This is a genomic window from Kribbella amoyensis, assembly GCF_007828865.1.
In the GTDB taxonomy this organism is placed as follows: Bacteria; Actinomycetota; Actinomycetes; order Propionibacteriales; family Kribbellaceae; genus Kribbella; species Kribbella amoyensis.
Genome location: NZ_VIVK01000001.1, coordinates 4,425,327 through 4,444,597 on the forward strand (window position 1 = coordinate 4,425,327; position 19,271 = coordinate 4,444,597).

Below are 19,271 nucleotides of genomic sequence, written 5' to 3' on the forward strand. Positions count from 1 at the left end.
TGTCGACGGCAATCACCTTCGAACGGTAGGAAAGTCCCGTCGGGTGATGCCTTGCCCGGGACCGGGGCCGGGAGGATCATCAGGCCCATCCAGGGGTGGATTCGCCGAGGGGGGCTCGGGCGGAATGGTGAAGTTGTACCCGGCTGGCTTCGACCAGACCTATTTCAGCGCGGACGACTGGTCGGACCGGGTGGACCGCTGGATCGCCAAGCACCGCGCCGGCTTCTCCGGTGGCAACGCGAAGGTCGTCCGGGACGTCCTGCGCGACCTCGAGACCGGGCTGCGGATGGTCGTCAACATCACCGCGTTCTCGCTCCACATCGTGCTCCGTGACAACGCGTACAAGAATCTCTACGACCGCCCCGCCATCGGCGGCCGGCCGCGCGAACCGTCCCCGATGCGCAAGCGGGTCGACGACGCCCTCGGCCTCGGGCCCCGCACGTACTTCGGCGCGGCCGCACTCGGCGGCGCCGGCGTCCGGTACTACGGCGAGTACTGCCTCGTCCTCTCCCTCGACCAGGTGGAAGGACGCGCCCGGCTCCTCGACCGCGACTCGTTCGACATCGAGCTGGAGCCGTTCCGGAGCCTGCCACTCACCGAGGACCGGCTGCGGGCCCTCCGCGGCGACTGGGACACCGACCGCGTCGACATGGCCGTCCTCCGCGTCCTGCTCGAACTCGGCCACGACCTCCGCCTCGTCACCAGCGGCACCGTCTCGGACACGGTGCTCAGGGACCAGGAGTTCATCGAGGTGCACCTGGACGGGTCGTTCGCGCCACGCTCGGTGGAGGAGGTCCGCGAGTCGCCCGACGAGACCGCGATCGAGACCTCGCTCCGCAACTGCCGCGACCGCGGTACGCCGCTGGACCAGGTCGATCAGGAGTGGCTCCAGCGGCGGGACTGGATCGGCGACCAGCTCGCGCGGTACGGCCTCCGGCACCGGATCGTCACGCTGCACGGGAGGGGGTACCAGTGGAAGTAGCGACGCCCTGGTTCATCGACGCGTGGGCCGTGTTCGACGGAGTCGCGTTCGCCTCCCGCAGCGACCCGGCGATCCGGCGGACCGACCGGGTCACCGAGGCCGAGACCACGGTCTTCCTGAGTGTCCCCGAACTCGAACCGATCCCGCTCGGCCGCATCACCACCGGACTCCGCGCGGCCCGGGCGTCGTTCCAGGACGGCTTCTTCGACGACGAGGGCACGGAGATCGCCTTCGGCTCCCTCGACGGCATCCGCGAGGCGATCCGTCGCGCCTACCTGGCCACAGGTCTCGGTCCCGGCGGCGCCGGCCTGCCGGGTCGGCCGACGCCGGCGCCCGCGTCCGATGGGCCGACCGCGGGTGGTCTGTACTTCCAGGACGCCACGCGGGAACTGGAGCTGGAAGGGAACGGCCCGCCGCTCAGCCTGATCCGCGGACTCATCGAGGGAGCACCGGATCGCCTACGCCACGCGGTACGGGTGTACGCAGAGGCTGTCCTGCTCGATTGGGAGTACTCGCTCGCGTCTTCGGAGGCCGCTGCGCTGGCGGAGTTGTACGTGGAGCTGACCGCTGCGGGCATCTGGCGATCGGGGCCGCATCGGGGCGAGTTCGCCGGCCTGCACGGTCTTGCGGTCGGCAGCCGGTACTTCGAGCACCGTGGCAGCGATCCCGCGATCGGGCCGGCGCGGCGTTTCTCGCCTCAACAGCTGATCGGGACAGCGCCCTGCCCCGTGATCCCGCCGGGCCGGAACTACAGCCGCCTGTCGGATCCGATGAAGCTGAGCCTGTGCGACTCGCAGTACCTGCTGGACGGGGGACTGGCGAAAGCCGCCCAGATCCTGATCCCGGCCCTGCTCGTCGGCTCCGGCAGCGGCGACCTCACCACCTTCTGGCACGGCGCGGACGAGCTCCTCGATCACCGCCTCCGGCAAGCCGTTGCCTGGCTGGACCACCAACTCCCGACCACGGCGGTCCCTTCGGCGGCCGACCAGCTCCTGAATTCCTTCGCTCGCGGCTGGCTCCAAGAACCACCCGACTTCCCTGACCCTGGCGGGACCCCGGCCCCCACCGACCGCCCCGGCCCTTCGACCACCCCACCTCGGGCCGACCCTGCACCGGTGACTCCGGCTGCTTCTGCTGTGACCTCGTCCCCGGTGACCTTCGTCGCGGAAGAGGAGGACGACCGGTCGACGGAGGGGCCGATCTGGAACCTGATCGAAGACGCGGTCTATCCCGGCTGGACCCTGGTCGACGATCCGCAGCCGCCGGCGAAGATCCGGCTGCACACCACCGACGAACCACCACCGGCGGCGATGAACGCATGAGCGACTTCCCGAGGCGCAGTACCGAGTGGGTGACCTTCGTCGCCCGCACCCTCGTCCTGCTCACCGGCGCCGCGCTGATCGTCGCCGTGGTGATCGAGTTCTTCCGCGACGACGAGGTCAGCACCGCGGCGCTCATCGTCGGCGCGGTACTGCTCGTCCTGCCGCTCGTCGTCGATCGGTTGGAGAAGTTCTCGGTCACGCCCCAGGGCTTCGACTTCGAGTTCACCCAGCAGGTCGCGAACCTCGGCGCCCCGAAGACGGCCGGCCTGCTCGAACAGACCGGTATGGCCCGCGACCTCGAGACGTACGCGTTCGTCTACAACGAGCTGACCGACCCGGACCTGCTCCCGTACCGCAAACGCCTGCTGGACAAACTCGTGGCCGAGGCCACCTCGGCCGCGACGACGCACCGCTTCGACGCCGAGGAGGTCCACAAGCTCTTCTACGCCGGGTCTCCGGTGATGCGGGTCCTGGCGCTGGGGCTGATGGAAGGTGATCCGTCCTTGCTCAGCCCGGACATCCTCCGGTCGGCGATCGCGGAATCACGCACCGGCAACGAGCAGTACCACGGTCTCAAGCTTGCCGAACGGGCTTGGCCGCGGCTGTCCCAACCGACCCGCACCGAGCTCTCGGCCCTGATCAGATCCGACGTCCACATCCACGAGGACCCGGATCGCACCCGGCTGGCCCAACGCATCCTCGCCCGCCCTGTCACCAACTGACCCCTGCGGCTGAGGGTGCGCGGGCCACAATCCGCCGACCCGGCGGGTAGGCGCCTCGAAACGCGCAGACCCGGCGGGCCTGAGGGGCTCAGGCCTGCCGGGTCCCGTCGTGCTTCTGGTGCGACGACTCAGTACGTGGGCTCAGTGCGTGTGCGGCTCCGTGCCGTGCTCCGCCTCGTGGGCGGCGATCTGGGCCCGGACCTCTTCCATGTCCACCGCACGCAGCTGGGTGATCAGGTCCTCCAGCGCGGCCGGCGGCAGCGCGCCCGGCTGGGAGTACAGCACCACGCCGTCCCGGACCGCCATCAGCGTCGGGATGGAGCGGATCTGGAACGCCTGGGCCAGCTCGACCTGTGCGTCCGTGTCGACCTTTCCGAACGTGATGTCGGTGTGCGTCTCCGAGGACTTCTCGAAGACCGGCCCGAACTGCTTACACGGACCACACCACTCCGCCCAGAAGTCCACCAGGACGAGCCCGTCGGAACCGACGACCTCGTCGAAGTTCTGCTGGGACAGCTCGACCGTTGCCACTACGACCTCCGAAGTTAGGGAATACGGTCATTGCAACAGCGCCGACCCCTCCGGTGTTCCCCAGGCGCGTCACCCCGACCCGGACCCGCCGGTCCGACCACCCAAGCCTGCCCCACCAGCCCCACGCCCAAGCACCCACCCCACCCGCACCGCCCGGGCCCGACCCGGAGCGGGCGTGGCTCAGATCGGGGCGTCGACGAAGGGTGACGCGTAGTCCTGGACCTCGTCCAGGATCGCGGCCGCGTCCTCCGGGCTCAGCTCGGCCCGCTCCTGCTCGGCCGTGACCATCTGTTGCAGCAACCTGGTCTCCCCGGCCGTCGCCAGCCCGGTGATCTCCGGGTGCCCGTTGAGCAGCCACGCGGTCGCCGCCGTCACGTACCGCTGCTCGTCGAACGGGCGGTACCAGGTGTCGTACGTCCTCTCCTCGCCGTCCTGCCAGTTCCGCCGGGCGATCATCTTGATCGTCATCAGCGCCACGTCCGAAGCCTGGACCGCCTCCACCAGTGCCGCATAGTCGGCCGCGTACCGCGGATCCTTGGCCAGCCGGTAGTTCAACGGGGTCAGCACCGAGTCGAAGTCGAACCGGTGCAGCGCCTCCCGATGCACGGCCGGTGCCTGGGCGGTGTGACCGGTGATCCCGATCGCGCCGACGAGGCCTTCCTCCTTGGCTCGGATCGCGGCCTCGAGGGACCCGCCCTTGCCGGTCACGAGGTCCAGATTCTCCAGGTCGCAGACGGCGTGCATCTGCAGAAGATCCACCTGATCTGTCTGTAACCGTTCGAGCGAACGATTGATCTCGGACCAGGCCTCCTCGGCGGTCCGCCGGCCGGTCTTCGTGGCCAGGAAGATCCGGTCCCGGATCTCACCCATCCGCGGCCCCAGCCGCAGCTCCGCGTCGCCGTAGTCCGCGGCCACGTCGAAATGGTTGATCCCGGCATCGAGCGCCTCCTGGATCGACGCGTCCGCACGATCCTGGTCCACCCCACCGAGTGATGCCGCACCGTAGATCAGTACCGAACTGTGGTGCCCGAGCCGCCCCAGCCGTCGAGTCTCCATCAGATGTCCTCTCAGTGGCCTGCAAGTCAGCCAAGAACCTATTACTTTGACCCCGCGCCACGACAGAGTTTTCCACAGGCCGGATGCCGGCAGCGGTTACTATGCGTGACGAGGTTGATACGTTCTTTACCATGTTGTTCGCACGGATTTTCGAACCTGTCCTTGCGGTGTGGCATGGTGTGCGCTGCCAGGTCGAGCCGGCCGGACGTGAGAGAGGAGCTATGGCGACGGTACCGAAGCTGTCACGCTTCACCGAGAAGTGTGACCCGCCCCTTCCCCGGGGTAGTAACAGTATGGCTGCGGGGAGCGATGGAGCATCCGGATCCTGGTCCCAGGACTCCCGGAGGGCAGTTGCTTGCCGTATTCTCCCGGCTACTGTCCGCGTAACTGCTGTCTGAGGGGCGGGTAGCGATGAGTTGGTGGCGAACGTTGCTGAACCTGCCGCCAAAAGGTGAGCACTGGTCGGACCAACGCCGTCCGAAGAAGTCGGGCCGTGGACGCCCGCAGAGCACCGCGCCGGAGTGGTGGGAGCACCCCGACGGTCCGGTGTCGCCGACCCCTCGACAGGCACAGGGTGTAGCCGCGCAGTACAGCGCACCCCCGCCCGGCAACGGCAACGTGATGGCCCCTCCACGCCGCCCGCAACCGGCGGCCCGTACGGACGGCCAGCAGGCACCCGGTCCCCGGTCACCCGAACGGCTTCGGCAGCGATCGCCGCACGCAGACAACGTGGCACCCCAGCCGCCACGTGGTCCCGTCGATCCCGGTCAGCAGCCACCCTGGTCGACCGAGCCGGAGTCGTCGTTCTCGACCTGGGCCCGGCGGTTCTTCCGGGGTCTGGTCGTCGCCGTGCTGCTGCTGGCGGCGATCAGCGGCGTCCGGTCCTGGATCCGGCCGAACAACCCGCCCGACACGGTCGTCACGAACCAGTCCGGCTTCCCGGCCGACGAGGCCCGCGCGGTCGCGACCCGGTACGCGGTGTCCTACCTGAACTGGGACGAGGACAAGCCCGAGGCCCGGCCGGCCCAGGTCGGCATCGACCTGGCCGCGGGCCTGGACGCCCGCGCCGGGTGGAACGGGCGCGGCAAGCAGACCGCCAACGCGGCGTACCCGGGTGAGGTCGAGGTGGACCCGGGTGGCGTCACCGCGGTCGTCGACGTCCGGGTCCAGGTGCGGCCCTTCACCAAGAAGGGGCGTGGCTGGGCCGGCGGCGACTACTCCTGGCAGCGCGTCTCCGTGCCGGTCGCGCGGACGTCATCACGGGTCGTCGCCAGCGGCCCGCCGACGTTCGTGGCCGACGCGCGCGTCGCCCTGCCCGACAACATGCCTGATGCCGGTGTGCCCGACGACGACCTGACCGCCGCGACGCTGAAGGACGCGGAGGCCTTCTTCAGCGCGTACGCCGAGTCCGACGCGAAGGTCGAGGCGGTGGCCGCCCCGGGAGCGGAGATCCGCAGTCTCAACGGTGTCGTCAAGCTCGGCGACCTGAAGAACTGGCAGGTCTTCACCGGCAACGAAGACGAACGCAAGGCGACCGCGTCCGTCACCTGGGCCGGGACGGGGGACACCACCCTCGACCAGACCTACCAGCTCACGTTGCGGCGGACCGTCGCCGCCAACGGGGCACAGCGATGGCAAGTGGCTGCCGTCGGATGATCACAGCTCACTGCCGTCCAACCACCGGAGCAACAAGGGAGACACCGCAATGATGACGACTCACCCATTGGTCGCGAGCGTGGTGGAGCTCGCCGCGCCGCTGGCCGATCCCAACGTCCCGACCGGCGCGGATTTCAAGGACTGGGTCCTGGTCATCGCGGGCAACATCTTCATCGCGATCCTCGTGTTGCGGGCCATCGGCCACTACTTCAAGCGCGAGTGGGGCGAGCTGTTCGGCCATATCGCCGCTGGCGTCCTGGTCGGTGGGCTGATCTATGCCAACAACCAGACGATCAACGTGCTGAAGGGCTTCTGGGGATTGCTCTCCGGGGGTAACTGAATGCGCGTCGGCCGGACCCTGACCCACCACTTCGAGATCGAGACCCGGCAGTACGACCTGCTCGGCATCGACCTCGGAGAGGGTGCCCGTCGGCGGATGATCATCTTCGGGGCCGTGATCATCCTGCTCTGGGTCGCCCTGCTCATCCCGTTCATCGGGGTGCCGAAAAAACCCACGGTCAGCCTGTACGTGGTACCGCCGTTCGTGATCACCGCGTTCGGCTGGCGGGCCGGCAAGCACCACGAACGCCGCCGCCGCGTGACCGAGTGGGCGCTCGCCGTCCGCTACGCGTTGCGCGCCCATCGCCCGATCATCGGACTCGGCGCCCGGGCCGCCGACAAGACGGAGTACCTGCCATGGCGTGAGCGCGTCGCGACCCAGAAGGTGGCCAGTCTGGCGAAGGCCAGGGTGACCCCGGAATGGGAACGCGAGGTTGTGGTGGAACTCGACCCCCAGGTCCGGGCCGGCTCGGACATCACCGTGAACCAGCGGGCCCGCCTCCTGGGGGCGGATCACGTGCAGAGGGTCAGTCGCAGGACGTCGTCGGGGAAGAGGCACGGATGAAGATCGCTGACAAGCTCCTGAACCTCGTCGGTGTGGGCCGTGAGCGCGGCCTGCCGCCACCACGGCTGGTGGCGATCGCCGACGGCCTGCTGGTGACCGAGCGGAGCGCCGAGGCGTGGTTCCTGATCTCGGTCGCGAACACGGACCTGGCCACCGAGGCCGAGCAGGACGCGGCCCTGGACGCCGCGGTGAGTGCCGCCGCGACCATCCTCGGCGACCGGCTCAGCCACCTCAAGGTGGTCTGGGGCCGGTCGACCGGCCAGGACTACATCGACAGCATGTCCGGCCACTACCGCCTCGGCGACCACGACGCCTGGGCGCAGACCCGCGCGGACCGCATCGACGAGATGCGGATGCCGGAGCGGTACGTCGCGCTCGGCGTGCACCTGAGCGACCGGGATCCGCGCGCCACCGCCCAGGTGCGCGGCTCTATCAGCGACGCCCTGGGGACCACGTCCTGGCGGGTCAGCGCCCGCGAGCTCGCCCACCTGGACGAGCGGGTCCGCAAGCTCGCCCGCCAGCTCGGTTCGACCGTCTGGCGCGCGCACACCGCCCCCGCCGAGGTGATCTCCTGGCTGGTCAGCCGCGAGATGCACCGTGGCGCTGTCGCGGCTCCGCGCCGTGGCCTGATCACCGGCGCCTCGCTGGCCCGCCTCACGGCCGGCCGGGTCGTCCCGTACACCGACCACCTGCGCATCTACGACACCCGCGGCCAGATCGCGGCGTACACGACTGTGCTCGCGATGACCGACTTCCCCGAGGAGCTCGAGACCCCGGGCGCGGGGGAGTGGCTGCGGACGCTGTCGGAGATCAAGGCGATCGACGACGACGGCGACGAGATCGATGTCACCGTCGAGGCGTCGGTGCGGTTCCGCGTGCTCACCAAGAAGACCGCGCGGAGCCTCGTCGACGAGACCCGGAAGAGCGCGAAGGAGCAGCGCCGGTCCGCCGCGAAGGGGACGGCCGAGGAGACCGCCGACGAGATCGTCGAGACCGAGCGAGTGATGCGCGAGGTCAAGCGGGACATCAACCGCAGCGGCCTCACCCTGGTCGAGGACCACCCGCGCCTGCTGGTCAGCGCGGACACCCGCGAGGACCTCGAGACCTACGTCGACGCCGTCATCGCGCACTACGCCGACCGCGGCATCACCGTGGCCGCCGGTGCCGACGAGCAGCGCGACCTCTGGCTCGAATCGCTGCCCGGTGACCAACTCCGCGTCCCGGACCTCGGCCACGTCCGGGAGTCCACGGCGTTCTTCGGGTCCTGGTTCTGGGGCGGTGCGTCGATCGGTGACGCCACCGGCCCCGCGATCGGGTACCTCACCGGCTCCACGCCCGGCCTGGTCCGCTTCGACGCGGCCGCCGGTTCGGCCCTCGGCGACGCGACCACGACGCTCTTCCTCGGCCGATCCGGGCGGGGCAAGACGACCGCCGCGATGATGGGCGGCCTGGATTCGGCGTTCGCCGGTGCCTGGGTGCCGCTGCTCGACCTGAAGGGTGACGCGGCCGGCGTCTCGGCGGTCGCCGCGGAGTACGGCGTACCCACCGCCGTCATCGAGATCACGGCCCAGTTCTCGGGTGCCGCGGACCTGCTCCGCGTCCTGCCCGTCGACGATGCGTTGCTGCAGGCACCTTCCCAGCTGATGCTGCTGCTCCCGCCGCACCTTCGCGGTGCCGCCGAAGCCCCGGTCGTCGCGGCGACCCGGGCCGAGATCCAGTCGCCGGACCCGTCCTCCTGGGGCGTCATCCAGCGGCTCTGCGCATCCGATTCGGAGACCACCCGGACGGTCGGGTTCGCGTTGCGCGACCTGGTCGAGACGGGCCTCGGTTCAGTCGTCGCGGGTCCGCCCTCCGGCCTGTCCTCGCTGACCACGAACCCGGGTCTCTGGGTCGTCCAGATGCCCGGTCTCACCCTGCCCTCGCCGGAGTCCGCGCCCGAGTCGTGGTCCCCGATCGAGCGCGTCGGCATGGCCTGCCTGCGCGGGTGCCTCGCCTGGATGATCCGTACCACCGGCCGGCGTGAGTTCCGCGGCCGCTCGAAGGTCGTCATCGTCCCCGAGGTCCACCTGCTCACCAAGACCCCCGACGGCGCGAGCTTCCTCGACTACATCGCCCGCGTCGGCCGTGCCCTCGGTGCCTCGCTCGTCCTGGACACCCAGGACCCGGCCTCGATCCTCAAACTGCCCGGCCTGGTCGAGCAGATCACCACCCTGTTCGCGTTCAGTCTGCGCTCCCGCGAACAGGTCGACTCCCTCCTCGAACTCCTCGGCCGCCCGCAGACCCCGCCGTACCAGACCCTGGTCCGCGGCATCAACACCGCCGCGAACGGCAAGAGCATCCGGCACGGCCACTGCATCATGCGGGACCGCTGGGACGAGGTCGCCACGGTCCAGATCGACATCCCGAGCCAGCGTGTCGCCGAACTCCTCCGCACCACCCCGGAGTCCGAACACGACCTGGAACCGACCCAGCCGATCGCCCCCCAGTACGAAGAAGTCGACCCCTTCGCGGAAGACGAGTACGAGGAAGAAGCCGAGCCGGCCGCGACAGCCCAAGCCCAGGCCGAAGCCCACACCCTGGAGCCCCACCACACCCCGGTGCCCGCCAACGGCTCCCACCCCACGTCGGCCAACGGCACCCCCAACGGCACGGCCTCGAACGGCGCATCCCCTAACGGCACGGCCTCGGGCGACACAGCCTCGACCGCGTCGGCGCCCATCGCGTCAACGCCCGCTACCTCGACGTCCCCTGCCTCAACGCCTGCTGCCTCGACGCCGACTGGCTCAGCGCCTGCTGCCTCGACGGCCAACGGCACCACTGGTTCGAACGGCTCGAACGGCGCAACCCCGCCGCCCGCCCGCCACAGCGCCCCGCAGCCGCCCGACGCCCCGGCCCAAGACCCCCAGCCGGCCCTCACCAAGAACCAGCACCAAACCCCCGCCGCCCACCAATCCGCGGCAACCCCACCCCCACCAGCCGACCCCAACGGCCACGACCGCCCCCACCCCCCACGCTACGAAGAGCCCATCGGCCCCGACGAGGTCTACGACCAGGAAGCCGACGAAGCCGCCTACAACGAGGCGATGTACAACGCCTACGAAAGCAACACCGGAGAAAAGCCCAAAGGCAACAAGGAGCACGTCGCATGAGATGGCAGCGCCGCACAAGAACGGCGCTAACCGTCCTAGCAATCTCCCTAATCCTCACCAGCCAAGCAGCCCTCGCCGCCGACCCCAACACCGAGCCAACCAACCCGACCGGCTTCGCCGATCTGCTCCCGACGCCTGACCTGGTCCACGGGGACACGAGAACTCTGTTCGAGCAGTACAGCCCAATGGCGTACGGCCTCGATTCGGAGACGAGCCTCCGAGATCCCTTCCAAGGAGTGTTCAACGGCTACGCGAACATGATGATGCTGTACATCATCGCGATCACTCGCGGAGCCATCGCAGTCGGCTGGTGGTTGTTCTCCTTCACCAACATCCAGTCCCTCACGGACACGGCCTCGGCGGCGATCGGGAACGTCAACACTGAACTCGTCGGCTGGCTGTTGCCGTCCGCCCTCGCCTTCGGCGCGATTGCCGCGTACGCGCAGCGTCGCGCCAATGGCAGCGCCATGGGTCAGCTGGTGTGGGTCTTCGCCGCCGGCCTGATCGCCACGAGCTTCGCGATGGCTCCGGCGACCTGGCTGAACGGCGTCGACGGCGCACGCCAGGTTGGCTCGAGTGCCGTGGTGAGCACCTCGACCGAGGTCCTCGGTAGCACCATGAAGCAGCCGATGGAGTTCCCGGAGCCAAGTTTCGCTGGGACAAAGCAGGACACCTTGCTCCGAAAGTCCGGCGATGCGACTTGGCGTGCGTTTGCGGCCACGCCATGGTGCGTCGCGGAATTCGGCTCGATCGCCGCGTGCCAGCGCTACGGCAAGGAGATTCTGGATCGTGGTACGGACGGCGATGCCCGGCTGGACTACATCCGCGGGGACATGAGCAAGGCCGAAGGTGGTGGTAGCGCTGCGACCGTCGAGTGGGCCAAGGGAAAGAGCCCTTTCGGGCGAGTTGGAGTCTTGACCCTCGGTGCGATCGCGGCCACCCTTTTTGCCTTCCTGGCTGTCTCGTTAGCCTTTACCGCGTTGATGGCATTCGTCGGATGCATGCTCTTGTTGGTCGTGGGAGTTCTCTTTGCTTGCCTTTGGGCAATCCCGGGCCGGCCAAGACAGTGGGCGATGAACTGGTTCGAGACTCTGCTGGGACTGATCCTGCAGTCCATCCTTGCTCTGCTTGTATTCTCGACCACCTTGGCTCTGGTCACAGCTGTCTTCGGCTTGACGGACACTCTCGGCTGGCTCCCTGTCAGCGGTCTGGCGATCGCCGTACTGATCGCCGGATTCCGACTCCGACGGATGTTCGAGAGCATGGGAACGATGATGCGCCCGGGAATGGGCAGTCTGGTGATGGGAGGACTCGCGCGACGCGGTGCTATGACCGCAGTTCGACGTGTCATGGGCGCGATGGGCAGCAGGGCTGCGAGCCCGAGCGTCACGGATCGACCGACCGCGCGGAAGTCGACGAACGAGAGCGCAGTCGAGCGGGCGACCGCAGTCCGCATATTCCGTCAGGCGCCCGCGCCTGGAGCAGGCACGTCGATAGTCTCGCGCCAACGACCGGCTCATGAGCTGGGATCTCCCCAAGAACGGCGGGCCTTGGACAGTGGGCAGGCGGGAGCGTTCGGAAGTCGCAACGACGCGCAGTCCGGTCGGTTGAAGGATCAGGCTCGTATCCTTCAAGGGAGCGTCGCTTCCTCCGCCTCTGGCGACACCGACCGCTCGAGCGGCGGACGAAAAGCCATCGCTGTTGGCATTCCGTCCGGGTCGGCACGTACTTCCGCCGCCGCTACGGGCGGCTCCTCGAGCAAGGGAACAGGAGAGGCGAAGCGGACTCGACGATCCCGCGAATCCCGTACCGCACCAGCGGCACCAAGCCGTTTCGAGCCGAGGTCTCGCGTGCACACGGCGAGCTTGCGTGATGGACCGCCGAAGCGTAGTCGTGAGCACCGCGGTTCGTCCTCCGGTGGGCCGCGTCGCTTCCGGGACTACTCGAGCGTGACCAAGGACGGCGTGACCGTCATGGTGCCGAACCGCAGATGAGTTTGGGATGAGGAGGCGCGACCGCAAGGAGGAACGGCGCGGCCGGTTCCCGGATGATCGGGATGCCGGAGCCCGCGAGAACGGTCGATTGCGTCCGGACGAGCCGGAGTCCTGGCGGGATGTTGTCCGTTCCGATTATGAGTATCCCGAGGAACTGGACGAACTGGGTCGCCGCGACAGGCGCCGAGCGAAACGCACCTGGCGTCGCGACGACCATGCTCAGCGAATGGCGTGGCTCCGGCAACAGCGTCAGGCAGAGCCGACGAGCCCTGTCACCATTGTCGTCGTCGTGATCATCCTTGCGATTGTCGTACTCGGTTTGGGCGGAGGCTTGCCCCGCATCCTCGGGGGAGACGAATCGAGCGGGGAACCGATCGGCCTACTAACGCCTACGGCCGGGCCGACGCAGCCTGGTGCCACGGTGACAACAACTGAACAAAGCCCGACCTCCGCGCCGTCGGCGACGAACTCGACACCACCGATCTTGACCGAGCGACCGCCAGCGGCGTCGGCCGCAGCAACGGACGAGGTGGTGAAGTCCTGGGCTCGAACCTTCTACACGCGAGATCCCGCCGCGGAGGCCTATGCCGACCTGGTCGGGAAGACCGCACCCTACGTCACTGACGAGGTTGCGGAGAGCCTGATAGCGGCGGGAGACACGACCTACGAGGCGTTGAAGACCAGCAGTGGCAAGTCTGCGGTGGCCGCAATCACGGTAACCCCACCGAGACCCGAGTCAGCGCCGGTCGACACACCAACCAGAATCAGTCGATTGGTGAATATCACGATCGATGTCACCGGCAATGAGCCCAGGCGTATTCAGTTGCCCCTACTGGTTACGCTCGTTCCCGAGGGCTCGACCTGGGTGATCAGTGACATGAACGGCGGGGCCGGACCATGAGCGGGCTGGTGGGCTAACTATGTTCATGGCCGGAGCAACGGACGCCATCCAAGGTGGAAGCACCCTGATCTACAAGTTCATTGGCGTAGCGGCCTTGGTGGGTCTCCTCGGATTCGTGATGATTGTGCCGTTCGGGGCGGGTGGCAACCATGTCGCTGCTGCTTGTCCGAGCGGTGATTCTGGGCGCGGAGTTGACCCGCCGGCCAATGCGTCGGTTCTGGCTCGGCAGATCGCGTTCGCGAAGATCATCGACGATGTTGCCGTTGCCCGTGGGCTCCCGGGCCGGGCAACACTTGTTGCCTTGATGACGGCGTTGCAGGAATCCCAGCTGGAGAACATCGACTACGGCGACCGTGACTCGGTCGGGCTCTTCCAGCAGCGTCCTTCAGCCGGTTGGGGAACTGTCGATGACATCCTGGATCCAACCTACGCGAGCGAGGCGTTCTTCGGAGGTGTGAACCCGCCGAGCCCACCCGGCCTGGTGGACATCGACGGTTGGCCCGCGATGTCTTTCACCGAGGCAGCTCAGGCGGTTCAGGTCTCGGCCTTCCCCAACGCGTACGCGCGGCATGAACGCAGGGCAAGGCAGATCGCCGCTCAGGCAGGAATCGACCTGGATCGATCGGGCGACCCCTATGCGGGCCGCGCCGGCCCGAAACCCGCGGACTCGGCAGTTTCTGCCGATCCTCAGCAGATCGACGAATGCGCGGTCGGTCAGGGACTGATCTCCGGGCGGCCGGTCAACGGCGTTTGGCCGCCGGAGGATGCGTCTGTGACAGATCCGACCGGCACGGGCGGCATGGTGACGCCCCGGACCGCTCAGTGGGTGGCCCAGGCTCGAAGCACGTTGAGCAATCCTCCGATGAGCTGCTGGGACGCGCACGTCTGGAATCCGACCAGCGATCATCCGAAGGGCAAGGCATGTGATGTTTTCGTCGGTGGTGATGGACGTCGCTCTGTCGCAGCCCGGGCCAAGGGCGACGCGATCGCGAACTGGACGATTCAGACCGCAGGCACGACCGGCATCAGGTACTTGATCTGGTACGGCAAGATCTGGAGTGCTCGCACCGGGCAATGGAAGACCTATAACGGTGGCGGCATCTACGACCCGAACAATGCGACAGGTGGGCACTTCGACCACGTCCACGTGTCACTTTACTGATGGTTGAGGCTTTGCATGAGTGGTGTTGATGGAGCGCCGAATCAGCCGGAACGGCGTCCGCACGAGCCGGGCGACGACAGGCCCCAGGAGTATCGACCGCCCCACACCCCACAGCAGCCGGACTCGGCCCCCTATCCGGAGGCCAAGCCTGGCGCGCCCGGTGGTGGTGGACTCCTGGCATCGGAGATTGCCAACGCACTTGCCTGGACCGCGACGAGCTTCTTGATCATCTACTGGTTCACGCAGTTGTTCGGCGCCGAGGGGTCGACATGGATCTTCATCCTGCTGTGGCTGGCGTCGGGGGCGGCCCTTGTTTGGCCCAATGCGGAAGTCCTGGCCGGCCGTTATCTGCTTGGGCTACGGCAACCCACGATGGTCGAATCACAACGTCTGACGCCGAGTTGGTACGCGCTGGCCGGGCGAGCCGGCATCGACCCCAGGAGTCGACTCCTCTGGATCCAGAACTCGGAGAGTGCGACAGCTGCCGCAATGGGCGGACGACCCGTCGGCATCACTGGTTGGGCCATGTACACGTTGCCGCCGGGCCATCTCGAGGCGGTCATGGCATTCAGTCTCGCAAGCAGTCTTCGCGGTCACACCTGGCTCAGCAGGTTGGCCATGTGGTATTCCCTGCCCGCGCGTGTGGTCACCTACGGGATCAAGAAGCTGCTCAAATTGAGCCGTACGGTTCCCGCCGTCGGATGTACCCTCGTCGGGTTCCTTTTGCTCTCTTACATCGGCATCATTCTCTTCGCGCTGGTGTTCTACGACAGTCTCTCCGTGCCTTTGCAGTTCCTCTCGCCCCTGGTGCTGCCACTGGTTTTTGCCATGCTCTCCCACTGGAACGAGCGGATGGCCGATCGCGCGGTGGCAGACCTTGGCTATGGGCGACAGTTGCTCGAGGTCTTTTACGGATGGCAAGCCCAGCATCAGGAGACGTCACGGCGACTCGGCCTGGCACAGCCTGAGTGGCTGGGTGGGCAGTCCTCGGTGAGCGAGCGGATTCGAGCGTTGGAGACCTACGCTCAGCGGTTCTAATCAGGCGAGTTCGTGCGCTCAGTTGGTGATCCTGATCTCAGCTTGAGCATTTGAGGCCGCGAAGGTCAGCAATTCACCGGCTTCGGCTTCGATTTCCTGGTGGGCCTTCTTGGTGAGTTTGACGATTGGTTCGATCTCTAGGACTGCGGTCTTCTTGGTTTTGCGGTCCAGGCGCCAGAGGGCTACTGCAGTGCCTTCGTGGAGGATTGAGCCTCGGGTGAGGACTTCTTGGAGGGTTAGGCGGGCTCGGGTTTCGGTTTCGATCCAGCGGGTTCTGTCGGCGTGGGAGAGGAGGAGGTTGTCGTACTCGGGGAGGAAGCGGGTGGGGACTTCCAGGTCTTCTTCGGGGAGGGTGATGGTGGCCAGGTCGTAGAGGGTGCGGCCGGATTCGGCGTCGGTGTAGATCTGGAGGTCGGGGGTAAGGCGGTCCACGACTTCGGTGAGGCGGGTCAGGCCTGACCAGGTTTGGATGTCCTGGACCGAGGCGGGGCCGAAGGCGGCGAGGTAGCGGAGGATCACCTGGTCGACCGAGGGGTTGGGGTCGATCGGCCGGCCGAGCCAGAGGTCGGCGGTGGAGAGGGTGGGGTTGCCGCCTTTGCCCCAGATGCCGCGGGGCGGGATCTGGATCGTGGGGAGGAGGCAGCGCACCGCGTGGGCCAGAGCGGCCGGTTCGCGGTCGGGGAAGCGGGGGGCCAGGGCTTCGCGGAGTTGGGTGGCGGTTTTGGGGCCGGCGGTGAGTTCCTCGAGGCCGGCGGCGAGGACGGCGTCCATGTCGAGGCCTTCGAGGCGGTGCCGGCCGTAGGTCTGGTTCTGGTAGATCTCGCGGTCCAGGCGGGGCTGGATGAGCGGGCGGATGGCGAGGAAGTCGCGGCTCGACATCAGGTGGATGGTGGCGCGCATCGCGGAGCCGCGGACGGCCTCGCGGTTCTCCAGCAGGGTGGCGAGTTCGGTGGGGTCGAAGTCGCGGAGGCGGGACCACAGGCCGACGTACGGGGCGAGGGGTGCCTGGGCCTGCATACCGACCAGGTGCTCGATCGCTTCGAGGGCGGTCGCGTCCTGGCGTTCGACCAGCCATTGCCGGACCAGGGTGGCGCGGCTCAGCGCGCGCCGGCTCAGCGCACGGGAGCGGACGGTGGTACGGCTGGGCGCGGGACGGCTCGACTTCGGCATGGCTGATCCTCTCTCACGGACGAGGACAACGGTAGGACGAGAAGCGGCCAGCTCTTGTCCGCTTCGGCGACCTTCGAACCAAGAGATGTTTTCCCTTGCCCGTGGGGATTCACCGGCGGAAGTGCTTCCCAGCAAGGTCGGCGGCGAACTAATCTCGCGACGGATCGTAGTCGTACCACCACGTTCGTCTACCTAGGGAGGGACCATGACGAAGCGCGTGGATCGCCGCAAGGCGGTCGCCGCCGTCACCGCGGGGCTCGTCGCCGTCACGTTGGGGATCTCGTACACCAGCGTCGCGGGGGCGGCGCCGGCCAGCAGTACCGCGGTCGCGGCCGACGCCGTACCGGCGAACCTCAAGCTGATCCGGACGAAGAGCTCGCTACTTGGCAAGCATTACTGGTACCAGCAGACCTTCAAGGGCCTGCCCGTCGTCAACGGGTACTACGCCAAGCACGTCGACAAGGCAGGCCAGGTACTCCAGGTCGCCGACGGCCGGGACGCCGTACCGGCGGACCTCGACGTCAGCGCGAAGGTGCCGTCGGCAACGGCGACCAAGTCGGCCAACGACACCGTCAGCGCCCGCGCTGCGCGGACCCGGATCGCGGGGCCGAACAAGAACGTCACCCCGGCTCCGACGGCCACCAGCGGCGCGGCCCAGCTCGCCGTCGTCGGTGGGCCGAACGCCCGGCTGGTCTGGAACGTCACCTCGCGGTCGGCCGAGGGGGTCACCCGCTCGCTGGTCGACGCCAAGAGCGGGTCCGTGGTCGAGTCGAAGGTGATCAGCGACAACGTCGACGGCCGCGGCTCGGTGTTCGACCCGAACCCGGTGGTCAGCGAGAAGAACGAGGACCTGACCGACCAGAACGACAAGAACTCCGATGCGTTGTTCCTGGCCCAGAAGAACGTGATCCTGCGCAACCTGGACGGCAGCGGCAAGCTCAACGGCAGCTACGTCAACATCAAGGACGCGAAGGGCGGCCTGGCGCAGAGCAAGACGAACACGTTCGTCTACCAGCGGCAGAACGACAAGTTCGAGCAGGTGATGGCGTACTACCAGGTCAACCAGACCCAGGAGTACATCCACCAGCTCGGCTTCACCGAGGTGAACAACGAGTCGCAGGACTTCTCGATCAACACCTTCGCCGGCGACAACTCGTTCTACGACCCGTCGATCGACCTGATCACGATGGGCGAGGGCGGGGTCGACGACGCCGAGGACGCCGAGGTGATCTGGCACGAGTACGGTCACGCGATCCAGGACGACGTGGTACCCGGCTTCGGTGAATCCCTGCAGGCCGGCTCGATCGGTGAGGGCTTCGGCGACTACTGGGCCGTGACGATGTCGATCCCGGTCAGCAAGGGGTACGACCTGCCCTGCGTGATGGACTGGGACGCCACCTCGTACACCGAGGGCCCGAAGCACTGCCTGCGCCGGACCGACACCGGCAAGACCACGGACGACATCGTCGGCCAGGTGCACGCCGACGGTGAGATCTGGTCGAACGCGCTGTGGGACATCCACCAGGCGCTCGGCCGGAACAAGGCGAACAAGGTGATCCTGCAGGGCACGTTCTTCTACGCGCCGGACACCTCGTTCGCCGACGCGGCCCGGGTCACCGTCCAGGCCGCCCGGCTGCTGTACGGCAAGCCGACCGCCGACCAGGTGACGCAGGCGTTCAAGGCCCGCAAGATCCTGTAACCACGGTTCGGGTCATGCGTCCACGGCTACTGTGGGCGCATGACCTGGAGCACAGTGGACATCCCCACCCTCACCGGACGCCGGGCCCTCGTCACCGGGGCGACCAGCGGCCTCGGCTACGAGACGGCGGCCGAGCTGCTCAGGCACGACGCCACGGTGCTCCTCGCCGCGCGGAACGCGGACAAGGCGGCCGCGACCGCCGACCGGCTCGCCGCGGTCACCGGACGGCCGAGACCCGAGGTGGTCGCTCTCGACCTGGCCGATCTGGACAGCGTCGAGCGCGCCGCGAAGACGGTTGCCGAGCATCACGACCAGCTTGATCTGCTAATCAACAACGCGGGTGTGATGGCGCCGCCGCACCTGGCCACCGCCCAGGGGTACGAGCTGCAGATCGGGACCAACCACCTGGGCCACTTCGCCCTCACGGCCAGGTTGCTGCCGCTGCTCCAGGCGGCCGGCGAACCGCGGGTCGTCACGGTCAGCTCGTTCATGCACAAGACGGTGCGCGGGATCAGCCAGGGCGACTTCCGGGCCGCGAGCGGCTATCGGAAGTGGGACTCGTACGGCAAGTCGAAGCTCGCGAACGTGCTCTTCACGCTCGAGCTCGACCGCCGCGCCCGGGCCGCCGGTTCGCACCTGCTCAGCCTCGCCGCCCACCCCGGGTACGCGTCCACCCATCTGCAGACGGCCGGTCCCGTGCTGGCCGGGAACGCGCTGGAGGCGCGGGTGATCGGTGGCTTCACCAAGCTCGTTGCCCAGTCTGCCGCGGCCGGCGCCTGGCCGAGTCTGTACGCGGCCACGGCGCCCGAGGTCCGCCCTGGCGCCTTCTACGGGCCGAGCTTCTTCGAGTACCGCGGCGCGCCGAAGGAAGTCACCCCGACCCGGACCGCCCGTGACCCCGAACTGGCCCGGCGGCTCTGGGAGTGGACCGTCGAGGCCACCGGCGTCGACGCCTTCTGACGCACCGTACTCCACTAGTGACACC

The 19,271-nt window shown here is 67.9% G+C and carries 16 protein-coding genes; 13 read left to right on the forward strand and 3 right to left on the reverse strand.

The window, feature by feature from the left end; translation table 11 throughout:
* The first annotated feature begins 124 nt into the window (after nt 1–124).
* Genes FB561_RS20940 through FB561_RS20950 form a run of 3 tightly spaced genes read left to right on the forward strand, consistent with a single transcriptional unit; the run spans nt 125 to nt 3,026 of the window.
* Nucleotides 125–982 carry a hypothetical protein gene (locus FB561_RS20940; protein WP_145809141.1) on the forward strand — a complete coding sequence of 286 codons (858 nt, stop codon included), beginning with the start codon at nt 125–127 and terminating at the stop codon, nt 980–982.
* Nucleotides 973–2,304, forward strand: coding sequence for a hypothetical protein (locus FB561_RS20945; RefSeq protein WP_145809143.1), 1,332 nt, complete (start codon nt 973–975; stop codon nt 2,302–2,304). The genes FB561_RS20940 and FB561_RS20945 overlap by 10 nt, the downstream gene beginning before the upstream one ends.
* Nucleotides 2,301–3,026: a hypothetical protein gene (locus tag FB561_RS20950; RefSeq protein ID WP_145809145.1), complete on the forward strand. Its 726-nt coding sequence runs from the start codon at nt 2,301–2,303 to the stop codon at nt 3,024–3,026. The genes FB561_RS20945 and FB561_RS20950 overlap by 4 nt, the downstream gene beginning before the upstream one ends.
* Before the next feature lie 141 nt (nt 3,027–3,167).
* On the opposite strand, the gene trxA is transcribed toward FB561_RS20950, so the two are convergent.
* Complete coding sequence (trxA, locus tag FB561_RS20955) at nt 3,168–3,557, reverse strand: thioredoxin (protein ID WP_145809147.1); 390 nt, start codon at nt 3,555–3,557, stop codon at nt 3,168–3,170.
* A gap of 180 nt (nt 3,558–3,737) precedes the next feature.
* Nucleotides 3,738–4,613, reverse strand: coding sequence for an aldo/keto reductase (locus tag FB561_RS20960; RefSeq protein WP_145809149.1), 876 nt, complete (start codon nt 4,611–4,613; stop codon nt 3,738–3,740).
* Between the two features lie 729 nt (nt 4,614–5,342).
* Here FB561_RS20960 and FB561_RS20965 point away from each other — a divergent pair.
* From FB561_RS20965 to FB561_RS21000, 8 genes are read left to right on the forward strand one after another with little or no spacing between them, the layout of a single operon-like run.
* Nucleotides 5,343–6,269 (forward strand): conjugal transfer protein, encoded by a 927-nt coding sequence (locus tag FB561_RS20965; RefSeq protein WP_170284731.1) that lies wholly within the window; start codon nt 5,343–5,345, stop codon nt 6,267–6,269.
* A gap of 49 nt (nt 6,270–6,318) precedes the next feature.
* Nucleotides 6,319–6,609 (forward strand): hypothetical protein, encoded by a 291-nt coding sequence (locus FB561_RS20970; protein ID WP_145809153.1) that lies wholly within the window; start codon nt 6,319–6,321, stop codon nt 6,607–6,609.
* A complete protein-coding gene (locus tag FB561_RS20975) occupies nt 6,610–7,173 on the forward strand; it encodes a hypothetical protein (RefSeq protein WP_145809155.1) in 564 nt (187 codons plus the stop codon).
* A complete protein-coding gene (locus FB561_RS20980; protein ID WP_145809157.1) occupies nt 7,170–10,322 on the forward strand; it encodes an ATP-binding protein in 3,153 nt (1,050 codons plus the stop codon). The genes FB561_RS20975 and FB561_RS20980 overlap by 4 nt, the downstream gene beginning before the upstream one ends.
* Complete coding sequence (locus FB561_RS20985; protein ID WP_145809159.1) at nt 10,319–12,316, forward strand: hypothetical protein; 1,998 nt, start codon at nt 10,319–10,321, stop codon at nt 12,314–12,316. Before FB561_RS20980 ends, FB561_RS20985 begins: the two co-directional genes overlap by 4 nt.
* A gap of 7 nt (nt 12,317–12,323) precedes the next feature.
* Nucleotides 12,324–13,217, forward strand: a complete 894-nt coding sequence (locus FB561_RS20990; RefSeq protein ID WP_145809161.1) for a hypothetical protein — start codon at nt 12,324–12,326, stop codon at nt 13,215–13,217.
* Nucleotides 13,218–13,242: 25 nt separating this feature from the next.
* A complete protein-coding gene (locus FB561_RS20995; RefSeq protein ID WP_145809163.1) occupies nt 13,243–14,379 on the forward strand; it encodes a VldE C-terminal domain-containing protein in 1,137 nt (378 codons plus the stop codon).
* 15 nt (nt 14,380–14,394) lie between these two features.
* The gene (locus tag FB561_RS21000; protein ID WP_145809165.1) at nt 14,395–15,417 is read left to right on the forward strand and encodes a M48 family metalloprotease; all 1,023 of its coding nucleotides are present in this window, start codon (nt 14,395–14,397) and stop codon (nt 15,415–15,417) included.
* 18 nt (nt 15,418–15,435) lie between these two features.
* Here FB561_RS21000 and FB561_RS21005 read toward each other — a convergent pair whose 3' ends face one another.
* Nucleotides 15,436–16,587 (reverse strand): winged helix DNA-binding domain-containing protein, encoded by a 1,152-nt coding sequence (locus FB561_RS21005; protein WP_145809167.1) that lies wholly within the window; start codon nt 16,585–16,587, stop codon nt 15,436–15,438.
* A 205-nt stretch (nt 16,588–16,792) separates the two neighbouring features.
* On the opposite strand from FB561_RS21005, the gene FB561_RS21010 reads away from it, so the two are divergent.
* The gene (locus FB561_RS21010) at nt 16,793–18,286 is read left to right on the forward strand and encodes a M4 family metallopeptidase (protein ID WP_145809169.1); all 1,494 of its coding nucleotides are present in this window, start codon (nt 16,793–16,795) and stop codon (nt 18,284–18,286) included.
* 39 nt (nt 18,287–18,325) lie between these two features.
* Nucleotides 18,326–19,246 (forward strand): oxidoreductase, encoded by a 921-nt coding sequence (locus FB561_RS21015; protein ID WP_145809171.1) that lies wholly within the window; start codon nt 18,326–18,328, stop codon nt 19,244–19,246.
* Nucleotides 19,247–19,271: the final 25 nt, after the last annotated feature.

What these genes read in the sequence shown, in the direction of transcription:
- FB561_RS21000 (WP_145809165.1), top strand. Translation starts at nt 14,395, where the DNA reads ATGAGTGGTGTTGATGGAGCGCCGAATCAGCCGGAACGGCGTCCGCAC.
- FB561_RS20980 (WP_145809157.1), top strand. Translation starts at nt 7,170, where the DNA reads ATGAAGATCGCTGACAAGCTCCTGAACCTCGTCGGTGTGGGCCGTGAG.
- FB561_RS21015 (WP_145809171.1), top strand. Translation starts at nt 18,326, where the DNA reads ATGACCTGGAGCACAGTGGACATCCCCACCCTCACCGGACGCCGGGCC.
- FB561_RS20970 (WP_145809153.1), top strand. Translation starts at nt 6,319, where the DNA reads ATGATGACGACTCACCCATTGGTCGCGAGCGTGGTGGAGCTCGCCGCG.
- FB561_RS20950 (WP_145809145.1), top strand. Translation starts at nt 2,301, where the DNA reads ATGAGCGACTTCCCGAGGCGCAGTACCGAGTGGGTGACCTTCGTCGCC.
- FB561_RS21010 (WP_145809169.1), top strand. Translation starts at nt 16,793, where the DNA reads ATGACGAAGCGCGTGGATCGCCGCAAGGCGGTCGCCGCCGTCACCGCG.
- FB561_RS20960 (WP_145809149.1), bottom strand. Translation starts at nt 4,613, where the DNA reads ATGGAGACTCGACGGCTGGGGCGGCTCGGGCACCACAGTTCGGTACTG.
- FB561_RS20975 (WP_145809155.1), top strand. Translation starts at nt 6,610, where the DNA reads ATGCGCGTCGGCCGGACCCTGACCCACCACTTCGAGATCGAGACCCGG.
- FB561_RS20940 (WP_145809141.1), top strand. Translation starts at nt 125, where the DNA reads ATGGTGAAGTTGTACCCGGCTGGCTTCGACCAGACCTATTTCAGCGCG.
- FB561_RS21005 (WP_145809167.1), bottom strand. Translation starts at nt 16,587, where the DNA reads ATGCCGAAGTCGAGCCGTCCCGCGCCCAGCCGTACCACCGTCCGCTCC.
- FB561_RS20995 (WP_145809163.1), top strand. Translation starts at nt 13,243, where the DNA reads ATGGCCGGAGCAACGGACGCCATCCAAGGTGGAAGCACCCTGATCTAC.
- FB561_RS20985 (WP_145809159.1), top strand. Translation starts at nt 10,319, where the DNA reads ATGAGATGGCAGCGCCGCACAAGAACGGCGCTAACCGTCCTAGCAATC.
- FB561_RS20990 (WP_145809161.1), top strand. Translation starts at nt 12,324, where the DNA reads ATGAGGAGGCGCGACCGCAAGGAGGAACGGCGCGGCCGGTTCCCGGAT.